Below are 16986 nucleotides of genomic sequence, written 5' to 3' on the forward strand. Positions count from 1 at the left end.
CAGATGATCACCAATCCAGAGAACACTGTCTATTCAATCAAGCGTTTCATGGGTCAAGGAAATTCAGTAGTTTTTTATGTAAATTATTTAACATAAAAGGTTGTAAATTTATGAAAATATTGATATTAGCGATTTACGATTTTATTGGTTATTTTTTATCCGCTATTGCCGCCAATTCGTGCATTGAGTCGCGTAATTGGTTTGTCATTTTGAGCATTTTATCGTAATCGGTTTTTACGGAATTGCTTATATCGCGCAGGTCGCAAAGAGAGTTTGTAATTTCTCCGCTTTGGGCGGACAGCTCATTAAAGGTGTTTATAAGAGTGGTCATTGTATCCGCAAAACTGCTTATTTCTTTTGACATACCGGTAATTCTGACGCCGGTATCATCTGATTGTTTAGATGTTTTTGCTATACCGTCTATGATATTTTTTAATGTCTGCGATATATTGCGGGAATTTTCTCTTGTAGTTTCGGAAAGACGGCGGATTTCATTTGCTACTACGGCAAAGCCTTTTCCAGCTTCACCGGCATGAGCGGCTTCGATTGCCGCGTTCATTGAAAGCAAATTTGTATTAGCGGCAATCGCGCTGATTATTTTAATTGCGGACGCAATACCGTCAACTAATTGAGAAATACCTTGAATTGACTGAATTGTTTCACGCATAGACTCTTGGCTTTGGTTTGTATTTTCTAACAAGCCTTTTATGTCTTGGCGTTTTTTCTGTGAAATATCGGAAGTGGACATTAACGAATTAACCATTACTTCGGTTTTTTTGGAAGATTCTTCGACAGATTTTGACTGGGTATCTATGCTTTCATATAAATCATGTACAATTTGTACTATGCCGTCGATAAGAGAAGTTGCATTGTTTATATGCTCTGTAAGCAGATTGATTAATTCATGTACTTTCCTTCCTTCGTTAAGCATTTCAAGAATGTAGTGGGCGCAGTGATCGGGTTTGTTTACTCCGTTAAAAATAGCCGTTGCCATCGATTTACAGCTTCCGTAACCGCAGCTTGTACAATCGTATAAATCTTTTTCGCTGTACTTTTTCATACTAGCGTAGATTTTTTTAAGCTCTTCTTCATTTGGTTTTTTTATGGTGTTGTTTCCCGATAAGTCCCTGTAACTTCTATTGTATAAGTCTTTTTTCCAGTATTTATTCAATAAGTTATGATACTTTTTATATACCCATTCTCCTTTTTTGGGTTTATGGTATTCTTCCAGCTTTGCTCTGCGTTTACGAATTGGGTTTTCAAGTACAGGTAATGACAAATGGCTATTCCCCGTTCCGGGACCTCCATTACAACCTTTTTCGCAGTTTAGACAGTCTATCAATAACGGCAGTTCAGTATCTTTATCCAATTCTTCCGCAAGTTCCAATAAGTACGGATATATAGTGTGAACACCCTCTGTTTTATGAGTCCTTCTTCTGATACCTGGGACAAAACGTTCCGCTGTATCCAGTAAGCCGCCTGGAGAGGAGAATCCTACCGCGCGTTCCGCATGCGGTCCTATATATTCAACTTCAGGAAAAGCGGAAAGATCGATATTACGCTCTTTAATATAATTTTTTAATGCAGACATTGTTACGTTATAATCTCCAATACTAGTTTCATCAAACTCGCGCCGCTTGGCGATACATGGGGATATAATTACAATTTTATGATTTTTATATTCGGGGTAAAATTCACGGATCAATTTTGCGGTGTGGAGCATTGGACTGTCCGCCGGCGCAAGGTAGGGTATTAACTCAGGATGATAAATTTGAATAAAAGAGACAATCGCCGGACATGGCTGAGCGATAACAGTTCTTGGATTTTTTGCTTTAATGTATTCAAGGTATGAAATAACGGTTAATTCCGCGCCGAAACTTACGTCAAAAAAAGCTTCAACGCCGATGGTCTTAAGCCATCCGTTTAAATTCAAGTATTGGTTAGGAAAGGCTGAAGCGGCTGCCGGAGCGACAACAGCGACAGCTTTTTGTCCCTGTTTAAGATCGCTGAAAAAATGAGAGGTATCGTCTACTAATTTTCTGGCTTTGTGCGAGCATACCAAAATACAATTGCCGCAACCTATGCAAAGATCAGGATTTATAGCCAGCTTATCGCCTGATCCGTCCATGCAGTATTTTACGGGGCAACCTGTTATACACGCGTAACAATTTATACATTTATCTTCATCAATTTGAATAACGTGTGAAAGTGGCGCTTGCCCCATGCTAAAAACTCCTTAAAAACATGAAAATTCTCTACCCATTATATTGTATCGACTGCTGTTAATCAACAATTTTTGTAAGTTTTGTTTGCTTTTTGGGCATTATCTCTATTGACCGCTTAATTATTTTTTGGTAATTTTAAAATAACAAATTGAGGTAATATGTCATGTCAGTCGATATAAAAAACATTGTAAAAAATTTACACCCGCTGGAAGTGCGAATACTCCTTAATTACAAAAAAGGAGAAGAGCTTACAATAGAAAAAGTTGAGCAGGAGCTGGGATTTAAACCCGGTAACGGAAACCAAGCGCTTTCATGGCTTGCGGGCAAAGAATTGGTGGAAGAACTTAGGCGTGAGACAGCTGTGTTTTTTGAGTTGACAGATCTTGGAAAAGTGTGGAAAGAAAAGGGTAGCCCCGAAGAGCGTATTATTGAGCTTGTAAAAACAAAGAGCGGAGAACTTAAACTGCCTGACATTGCTAAGGCGCTTAACATCGAAAACAAAGATATTGGCAGCGCGTTTGGAAGTCTTTCTAAAATTGGCATACTTGCAATGGACGGCGATAAAAATGTAGTTGTGTCAAAATGTCCTTCTGCCGATCAATTTGCCGTGCTTCGCAGTTTGTTGGAAAAGGGAGTTAAAGGCGCAATTTCCGAAGCTTCCTTAGACACAACCGAAAAAAGTGTCATGTCAGGTATCGCGAAAAAACGCGGAGCGGCGGACGCGCCGTTTCGTCAAATAGATCGTGAAACAGTTTTCTTTGGTTTTAAAACTGCGGAAGATGGATCTATCCCCGCAGTCGAAGCGGCGCAAGCGCTTAAAGCGGCGGGAATTACAGGTGATGAAATTGGCGCATTGACCCAATCAATGCTTGAAGACGGCAGTTGGAAAGGAAAAACATTTCGCTCGTATAATGTTAAAACACCTCCTGTTCGGCTAACGCCCGGCAGAAGTAATCCCTACGCTAAATTTTTAGAAAATGTAAAAGATAAACTTACTTCACTTGGCTTTGAAGAATTTGATGGTCCGTTGGTCGAGACTGAATTCTGGAATTCGGACGCTCTTTTTATGCCGCAGTTTCATTCAGCCCGCGACATTCACGACGCATACAGTATTGCCGACCCGTCAAATTCCACAAAAGACGGAATTGCACGGGCAAAATCCATTAGCGAACCTTGGCTTTCCAATGTCGCGTCCGCTCACGAAAACGGCGGCGCAACGGGAAGTCGCGGCTGGAATTATGGTTTTGACCGCGATTTTACAAAAAGGCTTATTCTGCGCTCACAGGGGACTGTGCTTTCCGCAAAACAGTTGCCGACGGCAAAAATCCCCGGCAAATACTTTGGCATTGCCCGTTGTTTCCGCTACGACCGCGTGGACGCGACTCATGGGTCTGACTTTTATCAAACTGAGGGCATTGTGTTAGGTGAAAACGTCAACCTTCGCACACTTTTGGGAATGTTGGAAATGTTTGCCGTTGAAGTTGCCGGCGCGAAAGAAGTTAAATACGTCCCCGGATACTTTCCGTTTACGGAACCTTCCGTTGAAGTGCATATCAAGCACCCCATTCTTGGTTGGTTTGAACTTGGCGGTTCCGGCATTTTCCGCCCCGAAGTTACTTCCAGTCTTGGAGTGAATGTTCCTGTCGCAGCGTGGGGCATTGGTATAGACCGCATGGCGCTGATGGCTCTGGGATTAAATGATCTTAGAGAATTATTCAGCTATGATGTTGAGAACGTAAGATTAAGAAGGGCAAAAGCAAGTTAAGTTTTAACGCGGTGTTTTTGCGATATCGCAGATACGGCGAGCCATATTGTTTAGAGGAACCTGTTCCATAACATGACCTAATTCATAAGCAACGCGCGGCATTCCGTAAACAATCGCAGTTTTTTCATCTTGACCTAAGGTCATGCCGCCTTCTTTGTAAATAGTGCCGAGGTGTTGTGCTCCGTCGCGTCCCATACCCGTCATGATTACTCCAAGCGCATGGTTTGTATATGCCATCGCTACCGAGGCAAAAAGCACGTCGGCGGAAGGTCTATGTCCCGAAACCAGAGGCTCGTCAGAAAGACGCACAAACCCACCAGAGCCTTTTTTTTCAACTTCAAGATGTTTGTTGCCCTGTGCGATAATTATTCTGCCCGGTCTTATTTCATCGCCATCTTCCGCTTCTTTTACATCTAACGGACAAATGCGATCAAGACTCTTTGCGAATTCATTTGTAAAGCCCGCCGGCATATGCTGTACTACGACAATCGGTACTTTTAAATCGGCGTCTATGTTTGAGAAGACTACGCGCAGAGCGTCAGGTCCTCCGGTGCTGATACCGATAGCGATTATTTCCGTGTTAGCAGGATAACGCGCTCTAACAGGAGGTTGAGCGGGACCGGTGGGCGCTTCGGATACAAGATTAAAATGAACCGCTAAATCTATATTCTTTGTTTGCGGAGCTTTTTGTTGATATTCCGAAGGAGCGAGAACTTTTTTACCTTTAGATCTGCGGTATGCTCCGCCGTAACCAAGCAGTTTAGCTACAAGCGTATCTTTTACTACATGAATATCTTCTGATACTGAACCTGACGGTTTTTGTATAAAGTCGCTTGCGCCAAGAGAAAGTGCTTCCATTGTAATAGCTGCGCCGCGGGCGGCAACGGAAGAAAGTATTACAACGGGAATATCGATCCCTCTTTTTTTTCGTTCTTTTAAAAATTCAATACCGTTCATTTCCGGCATTTCAAGGTCAAGACAAATAACGTCCGGTTCGACGCGGGGTATTTTTTGCAGGGCAAAATTGCCGTTCATTGCTTTTTCGGCAACCGATAAACCGGGAGTGTCCTCGATCATACGACCGATTAAGTTACGCATTAACGCCGAGTCATCTACGATTAGTACCGATATTTCATCTGCCATTTTAAATATCCTTTAGACCTTTTTACAATACAATGTTGCCCATTCCGTTTTTAAGAATTCAAATTTTGTATTCATTCCGAACAGAGATTCTGAATGACCAATGTACAAGAATGATCTTGATGCCATAGAGTCCCAAAAACGATTCATAACCGCGGTCTGAGCGGCTTCATCAAAATAAATAATTACATTACGACAGAAAACGATATCAAAATTTCTTTGCTGGGAATCGTTTTTTAAATTGTGATAGTCGAATTTTATTTTTGCTTGAATATCTGGGTGAATTTTGTACCCGCCGTCTACTTTGTCAAAATATTTCGCAAGATAGTTATCGGGGACGCCGACGATTCTGTTTTCGGCATAAAACCCCTCTTTTGCAGTCATTAAACATTTAAGTGAAATATCGCTGGCAAGAATTTCAAAGTTCCATGCTTTTGGAAGAATTTCACTTAATAACATTGCGATAGTATAGGGTTCTTCCCCAGTAGAGCATCCGGCGCTCCATATCTTGATTGTTCCGGGGATTTTTCTGATATTGTTAATTAATTCGGGAATAACGTATTTTTCCAGTGCGTCAAAATGCGCTTGATTTCTGAAGAACCGCGTCAGGTTGGTAGTAATAGAATCCAAAAATCCGGTTAGTTCATCTTTGCTTGACTTTACCTTTTCAAGGTACTCAGTCATGGAAGTTAAACCTTTTTCGCGTAGACGTTCCTTTAGCCGACTTTCCAAAATTGAACGGTTGGTTGGAGTAAATGTTATCCCACTTTCTTTATATATAAGATCGCGATATAACTCAAAATTGGCATCACTAAGAGTCTCTATTTCTGCCATATCTATATAATATGTGAGTATTCAAATAGAGTCAATAGCTATAAATTAAACCGATATTTATTAAAAAAATGTTAAAAAACCACATTAATTGATAGATCCGTACCTTTTTCCGGCTTCTAGGGGTTTTTCTTTTACTGCGGCAAGCTGACCGACTGTCATAATCCAGAACCCTTTTTCCCTAAGTCCGTCGATTATTTCGGGTAAGGCACTCAGTGTATCGCCTTTGGAAGTATTGTTATCGTGTAAAAGGATTATGCCGCCGTCCTTAGGATTGGCAAGGACGCTATCTTTTATTGATGTCGGCGTATGACCGGTTCCGTCCCAGTCATTGTGTGTGTTTCCGTCGATTAGAGCCATACCCCGTTCCGCGCAGACTTGGGACAGATTTTTTCCGTGGTTTAAGTTTGGAGCGCGGAATAAACAAGGATATTTACCAGTTATTTCTTTGATTGCCAGTCCTGTCGCGTCCAAATTTGCGGCTATGTCGCTTGTAGATGAGCTTCCCAAGCTGTCATAACCGTCGGAATGATTGCCTAATTCGTGTCCGCCGTCGAAATCGCCTGCGCGACGGACTTGTTTGCGCGGACATTTTGTCCAATTACAAAAAAAGTAGCTTTTACCTTTAATTCATCAAGTTTTGCGAGCATTGCCGTAGTCCCGCCATAATTGGACGCGGAACAGGGACCATCGTCAAAACTTATGGCGATATACTTGGTTGGTTTTTCATCGTATCCGTATTCATTCCAAACGGCTTCTATTTCCGCCTCAATATCAGCTTTTGAATAGGCGTAGTTCATAACTTCGTCTCCGTGCTCGCTTAACCATGTTTTGGGATTATCTTTATTAACATCGTTATCATTATTGCCGCTATCTGTAACGCATGCTGTTATCATTATAACCGCAATAAAAATTTCCGCAATTAATTTTAAACCTTTATTTTTCATTTTCCGCCTCTTAGTTGAAATATCCAATAATGCATGTATGCGGTCTTGCATTATATTATTTTTTATCGGAGGTAATTCTAAATATCGCTTTCTGTCGGCGGTTTGCCCATGTCTCTGTTGCGTATTTCCGCGCGGCGAATTTTCCCATTTATAGTTTTTGGCAACTCACTGACAAACTCAATAACTCTTGGGTACTTATACGGCGCGGTACTTTTTTTAACAAAGTCCTGCAAGTCTTTGACAAGCTCATCAGAAGCCTGAAAATTCTTAGCAAGTACAATTGTCGCCTTTACGTTGAAACCTCGGATTGGGTCGGGTATTCCGGTTACCGCAGTTTCGGCTACGGCGGGGTGTTTTAACAGCACGCTTTCTACCTCGAAAGGTCCTATGCGGTAACCTGACGATTTTATAACATCGTCATTGCGCCCCACATACCACAAATATCCTTGCTCATCGTAATAGGCAAGATCGCCTGTGTGGAAATATCCGTCATGCCATGAGGTGTTTGTAGCTTCGTCGTTTTTGTAGTAACCGATAAATAGACCAACTGGACGGCGGATAACTCCGTGTTTGGGGCGATCCGCCTTCATGCAGATTTCGCCTGTTGCGCCGATTGGGACATTGTTGCCGTCCGCGTCGAGGAGGGCAATGTCGTAACCTGGGATTTCCATGCCCATTGAGCTGGCGTGAGGTTCCGTGAAAGGGTAGAGCGTTCCGCAACAGATTGTTGTTTCCGTCTGCCCAAAACCTTCGTAAATGTTAAGCCCCGTCATTGTTTCCCATTTTTTAAACAGATCCTGACTTAATGCCTCACCTGCCGCTGTGCAGTGTTTAAGAGCGGAAAGATTGTAAGAGGGAACGTCTTCGTTCATGATAAAGCGGTACATGGTGGGCGGGGCGCAGAAACTTGTTACTTTGTATTTTTCGATAACTTTTAAAATATCGCGGGCGTTAAATTTTTCAAAGTCGTAAGTAAGGATTGCGCATTCGCCGAGCCACTGCCCGTACATTTTCCCCCACAGCGATTTAAGCCAACCGGTATCGGAAATTGTAAAGTGTAAGCCGCCTTTTTCTACTCTGTGCCAAAAAACTCCTGTTGCCAAGTGTCCAAGCGGGTAGGTGAAATCGTGCGCTACCATTTTGGGATAGCCTGTAGTGCCGGAAGAAAACGACATGATCATTATGTCGGAGGCTTTGGTCGCTTCTGATCCTGTGGGACGCTTCCAATTATCTGAAGCGGCTTCCAGTCCCGCTTCAAAGTCGAGCCAGCCGTCACCGGCTTTTTTACCTTTGGTTACCGCTTTAATTTTTATCGTTTTATATTCGCTTAAACCGCCGTCAAAAGACTCGGTGCAATTATTGTCTCCTGTGATGACTGCCATTTTGATGCCGCCCGCATTACAGCGGTAGATGTAATCGTCCTTTGTTAAAAGGTGCGCCGCCTGCACCGCTACTGCGCCGAGTTTGTGCAGACCCATCATGCAGTACCAGAAAAGGTAACTTCTTTTGAGTACCAGCATTACAAAGTCGCCTTTGCGTATACCCAACGATTTAAAATAATTTGCGGCTTTATTTGAGTACCGCGCCATATCCGCAAAGGTTATGCGTTTTTCTTCGCCTTCGTTGGAAATCCACAGCATACAGAGCGCGTCCGGCTGTGTTTTTGCCAACTCGTCAAGAACATCATAAGCAAAATTAAAATCGTCCTTGTAGGAGACTTTATAGTTTTTTTTAAGATCTTCATAAGAAGAAAAATCGTCTCTATTTTTTCCTATAAATTTTTCGTAAATTAACATAGTTGTCCTTCCTTATTTGATTACCACGGCAAGAAATTGTGCCGCTTGATTACCGACAGTTTTCATGGCATGTGGAATGCCTGAATCAAAATATACGCTGTCGCCTTCGTTAAGAATATAAACTGCCTTGTCAAAATGAAACTCCATTTTACCGGAAAGCATATAGTCAAACTCCTGTCCGTCATGCGAATGCAGAGTCAGCTTTTCATCTTGTTTTGGCTCTACTGTAACCAAAAAAGGCTCGGCTCTTTTGTGACTAAAGGTAAAGGCAAGATGTTTATAGTCGTAGGCTTTGCGTCGCTCTATATCGTAACCTTCGCCTTTTTTAACAATGGCGCATTTTGTAAGTTTTGGCGATTCGCCGGAAATAATATCTACAACATCAACGCCAAAAACAAGAGCCGCATTTTGTAAAAAACTGAAAGAAAAATCCCGCTGTCCGTCTTCATAAGCTAAATATTCTTCAACGGGAATATCCATAGTCTGCGCCATTTGCTTGGCGGAAATATTTAAAATGTCCCGCAAAGCCAAAAGCCTTGCGCCAATTTCATGTAATTGCTCTGTCATAATTCCTCCTAATATCCTTTAAAAATATAATAGTATTAATCGTAATATTTTTAAATACCCAAAAACCACAGATTTTAATAAATTTAAATTGACTATGACAGCTTGCTTAGCGGTCATTTTTTGAAAAATAAAAGAAACAAATAATTTTTTTTAAGAATTTATAAAATACTTGTACCCTAAAAAAGAAATTTCCATAGTCTGTTTTCTCGCTTCTTTATTATGTTAGTAGACTGATTATTTTCGGTTATGCGTCATAAAAACTGAGTGTCAGTATTTTATGAATTAAAACGCATAAAAAAATTTTGATTGCGAAGGAGAAAATTATGGCAAACAAAAAAATCTGGCTGGTAATGCTGGTAATAGCGCTGGCATTAGGATTAACGGTTGTTGGGTGTCTTTCCCCAACAGATTATGACAGTATCAATACCGATACTGAAGCAGACTCTGACTCTGATACAGATCTTGGAACCGATCCAGGTACTGACCCCGGTACTGATCCCGAAACCGATATTGATGATGAGTTAGAAGATGAGTCAGAAGACGATGCTGAAGATGGATCTGATGATGAGTCTGAAGACGACCCTGATGAAGAATCTGACGATGGCGATGTTTGACAATCGTTAACTATTTAAAAATGACTTTGACCACCTGTTTCAGGTGGTTTTTTTTTTAGCAAAAATGATAAAATACCTTAATGGAACACACGTCTTTAACGCTATTAAATCTTTGTACTCCTTTGCAATATGTCAAATCTGACCGCCAAAACCCTACGAGGTTTGAAGGGGAAATTCTCTTTTGCTATGAGGTAAATCCTGTTCAGGGTTGCAGTATTGAGCCGGATAGGGAGCGGTTTTTGGGTAAGTTATTGTTTATTGGGGAAAAAGTGGCGGAGACTCAGGGCGGGGGCGCGGAAAAAACAGAGGAATTTGTGTCGCTTCCGCAGGGGGATTACCTGTTTATGCAGTGTCGATCCGACGCTGTTTTAATCCCCGATGAATGGCTTGATTTGGCAATAGAACAGCAAAAAGACGCTCTTTGGGAACGGAATAATCCGAAAAACCTGCTTTATATTCGATTTTTATTTGAGGACGGGGCTTTTGTTACACAAGTTTTTAGGGCTGTCTAAAACTAAAGTTTTAGAACTTCTTTTATTGTATAGAAAGCGGTGATTTTTGCAAAAAAAAGTAATTTTCGACAGTTGATTATTTTTAACAATGTTAGTATTATTTAACGGTATGAATGAATGTTAAAGAACATTCTAAGTATATTTCCTACGTTGTGGGAAATGCCTATTATAGGCATTTAATTTAAAGATTACAAAGCTATATAAAAATAGCAAGTAATCACAAAAGGAGGTTCTTTCTTATGAAGAACTTATTTAAATCTTTAATGATTATCGCCATAGTTGCGATAATCGGACTTTCTATGGCAGGCTGCGTTACCGCTACAACAATCGGTGGAGCAGGCAACGCTCATGGTCTTTTCTCAGGCGGCGGCGCAAAGGCAGCAGCTACTGAAGGCTATACCGAAATTGCCTCGTACTTGTCTATTTTAAACCTCTTTGATACAGGCTATGACGACTATGCAAAGAAAGTAAAAGATGCCGAAGCTTCAGGCAAAAAAATTGTATCAGTAACAACCTTTATTTTCATTGGAAATAAAATCACAGCCTACGCAAAATAAGCGCTTGCTGAAAAGTTATTGATTAAAGAGGCTCTTAATAAGAGCCTCTTTTTTTTGCATAGATACAATGAGGACAGGGTTTTTGTTATACAGGTTTTAATGATGGGTTAAAATTTTAGAGTCTTACAGCTTCTACCATGTAACGGATATCGTAGCCGTTGTCGGTAACATGCATTGTTTCTATTACGAAAATAACCGAATTGCCGTTTGCATCAATCAAAACTCTTTTTATGTTGTATTGGACAATCCCCTGACGAACAAAACTCGGAGTGCCAACTTTGTATGTTCTAAATTGACCATTTGGCGAAGAAACTTCAAGATTGATATAAAATTGCGATCTTACATTTTGCCCGCTTCCCGTAATGGTGGGAATTAATTGAGCATTATATGACTTGCCTGAAAGGAAATCGCGGAAGTCGATTTTTTCCCCGTGCGATGGAGGTCTTTCGTCTCTGGATATGTAAAGGGGAAGTCCCTGATTCTGGAAATTAATTCCGTATCGATTTGTAAGAGACGAATTATTGGAAACTAGTCTGTGTAAAATGCCGGAGCCGTCCTGTCCCGCTTTTATCGGAGCGCTTTCCGTAAGAGAGACTTTGCCGTTTTGAACAAATGTGTTGGTAACTACATCTACGATATATAAATCCGCCCAAGGGCGTAAAGACGGGGCAAGTACCCCATATTGACCGAACATATATGTCCTGCCGTCCGAAGAAAAGCCCAAATCGACAAAAACAGCGGTGTCTCCCGCCCATAGAGCGGAAACAGAAATTAAGAGAATTATAAAAAGTATAAATACTCTTTTTTTCAATAGCATAGAGTTCCCCTTAATTCTTATTATCGGTATTACATTTTCTGTCTTGAGATTAAATATTTATTAGGCTAAACTGCGGTATGACGCTTTCCGAAAGAAATACCTTTTTTAAGATAGGTATTGCCCTAAGTTCAATCTGTACCTTGTTTGTCGCGGCGGCTTCTTTTTTGATAATTCCTGTTTTTCCCGAGATTATGGGAGAATATACCCGCCGTCCGGACAATATTTTTCAGCTTTTAACCGGTTTTTTCATGAGAAATAACTATTATGCCGTTTATGTCTCTCTGGCGGCAGTGGTTTTATACTCGCTTATCAGCATAATTTTTATTCATTTCTTTTTTGAAAGGACTTCCTCGCCTGAAATACTGTATATTGCCATTTTTACCCTCTCTTTTGCCTTGGAAGCTGTCCGTTTTATCCTGCCTTTGCAACAAATTTTTTATTTTTCATTATTTTATGTCGGTTTAGCGACAAGACTCCTGCTTTTTGCCCGATATTTTAGTATTTTTTCGCTTTTTTCCGCCGGTTTATGCGCCGCAGGGCTTGAAGTACAAAAAACGCGTAATGTAATCTTTGTATTAATTATTGCCGCTATGGTAATTACTATAGGCGTCCCCATTGATAATTCTAATTGGGATACAAGTTTAAATATCGTAAACAGCTATAATACAATGTTTACTTTGGTTTCTGCGGCGGCTTTTATTACCACAATGATAAGTTTTTTTATTGCCGCAAAAATCCATGATACACGAGAATATAGCAGTATTGCGGTTGGGGTTATGCTTGCCCTTGCCGGCAGGGGCTTTGTTGTAAATGTTGATAATTGGATAGGGCTAATTCCGGGTATTATTCTGCTGTCAATCGGGACTATAATTCTTTGTTCAAAATTGCACAAAATACATCTGTGGTTATAATGTACAATCCGGCTATGCTGGATTGCTGCTTAAAATTGAAGAAAATCGACCTTTCTGCCGAAAAGTAATAACTATGTTTTTTTCCAAAAAGACTTTTTGTTTTTTAGTAGCCGCGTTTATTTTTTGCGCGGGTTCGGGGCTTTATGCGGCTTCAGGCGACGGGTCATCATCTTCTGATACTGATACAATTTTTAATGCTGCGCCGCTTTTTCCGCATATGCTTTTTATTGAAACAATTAACACATGGAAAAAGCTAGAAAATTCCCTGCCTTATTGGGTTAACACTGCGGAAGAAACGGAATATAAAAACCGATTAAAGGATTATCAGGTTTCTTTTTTGCTTAATAACGATATTCTTGCGTACTATGGGCATCCCGGTTCGCGCAACATGGGAATTTTAGGACGCTACTCAATTGAAGAATTGGACAAACAGTTGACAACCCTTGCCGCCGAATACGAGGCGGTTAATGGCGGGCGGAAAGTGCGTAAGGCTTTTTATCTGATTTATGGGACTGTTTGGCCCAAGGGCGAAATAGGGATAATAGGGGATAAAGTTCTTCTGCCGTATATCGAGTACGGAATGAAAAATGATATATTAATTTTTATCGATCATCAAATTGGACGTTATGACCCTATAGATTCGCTTAAAAAAATGCTTCCGTATTTGCGTTACCAAAATGTGCATCTTGCCCTTGATCCCGAATGGCGGACAAATAGTCCAATGGTAAGTATTGGCAGTTTAAGAGCGGAAGAAGTCAATCTTGCGCAACAAATAATGGAAGATTATATAATTGAAAATAATATCCCCGGTGAGCGTATGTTTGTTATTCATCAATTTAACCATGTAATGATTCAAAATCGCGCGGAGGTTAAAAGCAATTTTAACAGAGTCAGGCTGATTCATTGCGCCGATGGTTTTGGTCCGCCCAGTATGAAACGCAGTACTTACGATTACAATGCGCTTGCTTCCAATATGCCTATTAAAGCTTTTAAGTTGTTTTACAATTTTGGAATACCGGGCGCGGGTTACGACGATCCTATAATGTCGCCAAAAGATGTGTATAAACTAAATCCGCGTCCTTATATCATTATGTACCAATAAGCGAAAGAGTAAGTCTATAATGTGGACACACCTATTTAACAAAAAGTTTGTAATACAGCAATAAAAACTTGTAGCCAATGTACGGGAAAACTCTAAAAAATTTAAACGGATTGTTAAAACAGTAGCCTATCCATTCAAGCCCGGAATTAAATGCGGCGCGGGACGGGTGTTTTTTTCTTTCGGCAAATACGTCAAAAATGTCGCTGCACCACAGTCTCATGCCTTCCCCAAGAGCGATGTTGTTTCTGGCAATCCAGCGTTCTTTGCCGCGTATGCCAGTTCCCGCCAACAATAACGCAGGCGATGATTTTTTGATAGCCTTAATGATTGTGGCTTCTTCGTATTTTTTAAAATAGCCGGGAAAACGCCCTACAATGCGAAGGCGCGGGAATGTCTGTCTGATATTTTGTTCCGTTTTAAGGAGGATTTTTCTTCTGCCGCCAAGCAGGTAGCAGGTAAATTCCCTATTTTCCAAAATGGTAAGCATACTGATAATAAAATCGAACGGCATATAACGATATGCTTTTTTCCCGGTAAGGAATTTTATTCCTCCGATTATGCTTTTGGAAATAGGAATAACCAAAGACGCTCTTGTAACATAAGAGCGATATTCGCCGCTTCTTCTTGCGCGTAGTAAGTCCCACAGAGAAAGAAGAACAATATTATGCTCTTTTTTTTCTTTTAGAAGCTCATACACAACAGAGCTAAGATCCTCTGGCGCGATAATATCAACCGGGACTTTAAGCAGGGTTATTCTTTGTCGTATTTCGCTTGTTTCAGTTCCCACGAATCTTTCTCCAGTAATAAAATGCGTACCGCCGCCGCGCAATAAAGAGCGGCAGTTTCTGTCCGTAAGACGGTATCGCCTATGTTTAACGGCTTAAACCCGTTTTCCAAAAAGAGGGAAACCTCTTTTTCGGAAAATCCCCCTTCCGGTCCTATGGCAAAGGCTACAACCGAGGGCATACTATTAAGATACTCGTGAAGTACCTTCTGTTCAAGCCCTTTTTGATGATGAAATAATAATCCAAGCGAGTTTATTGTAGTTTTTTCTTGTAGTTTTTCCCAATAATTAAAAAGTTCATTTATTGTAAGCGGCGGGTGAAGGGCAGTAGCTGTCTTGGAACCGCTCTGTTGTCTTGCCTCTTTTATGATTCGTTCCCAGCGTAAAAATTTTTGCCCTTTTCCGGCGGCTGTTTTTGCCACCGAAAACTCCGAAACAAATGGAACAATTTCCGTAATTCCGCCTTCAGCCGCCTGTCGGACAATCAAGTCCATCTTGTCGCCCTTGGGCATAGCCTGAAATAAAATTATCGGCGGTAAATTATTTTCCTGCCCATGCGCGTGATTTTCCGGGGCGTTGCATTTACCTATTAGTACGCCGTGTTCAACAGAGAGCACCTGTACAAGGGTTTCTTTGCCGTTTGGTAAAAGAGCGGGGAAAAATTCTCCCGGCGCAAGACGGCGGACATTCACAAGGTAATGATAGTCATTGCCGGTAAGTCGGACAATGCCGTTCTCGTTGCCTTGTGAAAAATCCGGCTCTTTATGAAAAATAAATTGTTTCATGCCTTATGACGCAAGAACCAGATTATCCTCGGCTTCTTCCTGCAGTTGTTTTAATGTTTTTGAGTTCTTCATTAAATTTTGATACGTTTTACTGTCAAAAATTTTCATTGCTTCCTGCAGTTGAACATCGTACTCCATATCATAAACAGGGGCTATAGTCGTTCTGTTTAATTCATTCCTGATTAGCCGCTTAAGCAAAGCCAGATTGATTTTGTATTCGCGTTCAAGCCCCTGCGCGAAAGTTTCAATTTGCGCGGGTGTAGCCTTTGGATTTTTTTCGGCAAATTCCGGTATCTTGTTTGCGTTTATGAGCAAGTTTAATTTTTCAGCGTCCGCTTCCGTATATTCGGGGAACTTTACTTCACGATCTGGCGGTATGCCCACTTTATCAATATTAACATCGCTTGGCGTATAGTAACGCGCGGTGGTTATCTTAAAACCTGTTCCGCTTAAAGGATAAACCTGTTGAACCGATCCCTTGCCGAAAGTATTTTCCCCAACCAGATAAGCCCTGCCTCGATCTTTAAGCGCTCCTGCTACAATTTCCGAAGCGGAAGCTGAGCCTTTGTTTATCAGCACAATGACGGGAATATCGGCGGACACAAGAGTAGCCTTCCTTGCGTTAAAATCGCGGTTTTCTGACGCAATTCTTGACCTTGTTCGCACGACAAGTCCGCCGTCTAAAAACAGGTTGGAAATTTCTACAGCGGCGTCCAGTCTTCCGCCGTAATTGTTACGCAAGTCCAGTATAAGACTGCTGTAATTTTTATCTTTAAACTCGTTTATAGCATCTCTCGCTCTTTCGGCGGACATCGGTGTAAAGGTAAGGAGTTTTAAATAGCCAGTGCTGCCAATCATGGCGTGTTTAACTGTAGGCACTTCTATAATCGCCCTGACAATTGTTACAGGGAACTCCATTTTTTCACCGCGGCGAATAACAAGGTTTACGCTCTCTCCGGGCGTTCCCCTAAGCATGGCAAGTACTTCGTCCATGGTAATTTTTTCAGTCGGCTCTCCGTTAATTTTTGTAATAAAATCGCCAGGGTTTATACCCGCGCGCCAGCCGGGAGTGTCTTCTATGGGAGAGACAACTTCTACCCACATTGGTTTCCCGTCCGGTCTTGGGGCGACGGCTTTTATGATATTAAGCCCTACGCCGCCAAAGCTTCCCTGCGTCGTATCGTTTAAATCTTTCATGTCCGATTCAGTTAAAAATGTCGAATATGGGTCTTCCAGAGCGCCAAACATTCCGTTCATCGCACCTTCAAAAACTACTCTTGGGTCTACTTCCTCAACATAATTGCGAATAATAAAGTCATATACATTCTGCATTATATTCGTATAATTACGAACCTGACTCTGCGTATTTGTCGCTCCCGAATGCAGTTGTAAATTACCCTGCGCGGCGGCTCCCGGAATTAACGCAAAAGTAAATAACAGGCAGAAGGTAACTGTCGCTGTAATCCACACAAAGGTAAAAGACGATTTTTTGTACTTTTTATCCATAATAACTCCTGATATAATTATGATATATTTAACATAAAAAAGGTAGTGACAGAATAGGGGAACAATATGGCAGGAAAGAGAAAAATAGGTAAAAAACTTACCGCGGTTATTATTTCTGGTTTGGTTT

15 protein-coding genes and 1 pseudogene are annotated in these 16986 nt (G+C 41.2%); 6 read left to right on the forward strand and 10 right to left on the reverse strand.

The window, feature by feature from the left end:
* Positions 1-148 precede the first annotated feature (148 nt).
* Complete coding sequence (locus ACYVTD_RS05415) at positions 149-2224, reverse strand: [Fe-Fe] hydrogenase large subunit C-terminal domain-containing protein (protein ID WP_461246769.1); 2076 nt, start codon at positions 2222-2224, stop codon at positions 149-151.
* Between the two features lie 164 nt (positions 2225-2388).
* Between ACYVTD_RS05415 and pheS the strand changes: the two genes are divergently transcribed.
* Positions 2389-3990, forward strand: a complete 1602-nt coding sequence (gene pheS / locus ACYVTD_RS05420) for a phenylalanine--tRNA ligase subunit alpha (RefSeq protein WP_461246770.1) — start codon at positions 2389-2391, stop codon at positions 3988-3990.
* Positions 3991-3993: 3 nt separating this feature from the next.
* Here the strand turns inward: pheS and ACYVTD_RS05425 are convergent, their stop codons facing one another.
* The 5 genes and pseudogenes from ACYVTD_RS05425 to ACYVTD_RS05445 form a co-directional block, all read right to left on the reverse strand.
* Entirely contained in the window at positions 3994-5133 is a 1140-nt protein-coding gene (locus ACYVTD_RS05425; RefSeq protein ID WP_461246771.1) for a protein-glutamate methylesterase/protein-glutamine glutaminase, read from the reverse strand.
* A gap of 12 nt (positions 5134-5145) precedes the next feature.
* Positions 5146-5964 carry a CheR family methyltransferase gene (locus tag ACYVTD_RS05430; RefSeq protein WP_461246772.1) on the reverse strand — a complete coding sequence of 273 codons (819 nt, stop codon included), beginning with the start codon at positions 5962-5964 and terminating at the stop codon, positions 5146-5148.
* An 84-nt stretch (positions 5965-6048) separates the two neighbouring features.
* A pseudogene (locus ACYVTD_RS05435) lies at positions 6049-6959 on the reverse strand (polysaccharide deacetylase family protein).
* 26 nt (positions 6960-6985) lie between these two features.
* A complete protein-coding gene (locus ACYVTD_RS05440) occupies positions 6986-8704 on the reverse strand; it encodes an AMP-binding protein (RefSeq protein ID WP_461246773.1) in 1719 nt (572 codons plus the stop codon).
* 12 nt (positions 8705-8716) lie between these two features.
* On the reverse strand, positions 8717-9271 hold the full coding sequence (locus tag ACYVTD_RS05445) for a helix-turn-helix domain-containing protein (RefSeq protein WP_461246774.1): 555 nt from the start codon (positions 9269-9271) through the stop codon (positions 8717-8719).
* A 323-nt stretch (positions 9272-9594) separates the two neighbouring features.
* Between ACYVTD_RS05445 and ACYVTD_RS05450 the strand changes: the two genes are divergently transcribed.
* From ACYVTD_RS05450 to ACYVTD_RS05460, 3 genes are all read left to right on the forward strand, one after another.
* A complete protein-coding gene (locus tag ACYVTD_RS05450; RefSeq protein WP_461246775.1) occupies positions 9595-9885 on the forward strand; it encodes a hypothetical protein in 291 nt (96 codons plus the stop codon).
* 239 nt (positions 9886-10124) lie between these two features.
* Positions 10125-10397, forward strand: coding sequence for a hypothetical protein (locus tag ACYVTD_RS05455; protein ID WP_461246776.1), 273 nt, complete (start codon positions 10125-10127; stop codon positions 10395-10397).
* 239 nt (positions 10398-10636) lie between these two features.
* The gene (locus ACYVTD_RS05460) at positions 10637-10954 is read left to right on the forward strand and encodes a hypothetical protein (protein ID WP_461246777.1); all 318 of its coding nucleotides are present in this window, start codon (positions 10637-10639) and stop codon (positions 10952-10954) included.
* A 115-nt stretch (positions 10955-11069) separates the two neighbouring features.
* On the opposite strand, the gene ACYVTD_RS05465 is transcribed toward ACYVTD_RS05460, so the two are convergent.
* Positions 11070-11771, reverse strand: a complete 702-nt coding sequence (locus ACYVTD_RS05465) for a DUF2259 domain-containing protein (protein ID WP_461246778.1) — start codon at positions 11769-11771, stop codon at positions 11070-11072.
* 77 nt (positions 11772-11848) lie between these two features.
* Between ACYVTD_RS05465 and ACYVTD_RS05470 the strand changes: the two genes are divergently transcribed.
* Positions 11849-12682 carry a hypothetical protein gene (locus ACYVTD_RS05470; protein WP_461246779.1) on the forward strand — a complete coding sequence of 278 codons (834 nt, stop codon included), beginning with the start codon at positions 11849-11851 and terminating at the stop codon, positions 12680-12682.
* Positions 12683-12704: 22 nt separating this feature from the next.
* Positions 12705-13784, forward strand: a complete 1080-nt coding sequence (locus ACYVTD_RS05475; protein WP_461246780.1) for a hypothetical protein — start codon at positions 12705-12707, stop codon at positions 13782-13784.
* A 31-nt stretch (positions 13785-13815) separates the two neighbouring features.
* Here ACYVTD_RS05475 and ACYVTD_RS05480 read toward each other — a convergent pair whose 3' ends face one another.
* Genes ACYVTD_RS05480 through ACYVTD_RS05490 form a run of 3 tightly spaced genes read right to left on the reverse strand, consistent with a single transcriptional unit; the run spans position 13816 to position 16859 of the window.
* Positions 13816-14571 (reverse strand): WecB/TagA/CpsF family glycosyltransferase, encoded by a 756-nt coding sequence (locus ACYVTD_RS05480; RefSeq protein ID WP_461246781.1) that lies wholly within the window; start codon positions 14569-14571, stop codon positions 13816-13818.
* Positions 14535-15353: an RsmE family RNA methyltransferase gene (locus tag ACYVTD_RS05485; RefSeq protein ID WP_461246782.1), complete on the reverse strand. Its 819-nt coding sequence runs from the start codon at positions 15351-15353 to the stop codon at positions 14535-14537. Before ACYVTD_RS05485 ends, ACYVTD_RS05480 begins: the two co-directional genes overlap by 37 nt.
* Before the next feature lie 3 nt (positions 15354-15356).
* Positions 15357-16859: a S41 family peptidase gene (locus ACYVTD_RS05490; RefSeq protein WP_461246783.1), complete on the reverse strand. Its 1503-nt coding sequence runs from the start codon at positions 16857-16859 to the stop codon at positions 15357-15359.
* Positions 16860-16986 lie beyond the last annotated feature (127 nt).

The sequence above is a fragment of the Treponema sp. R6D11 genome, from assembly GCF_054786075.1.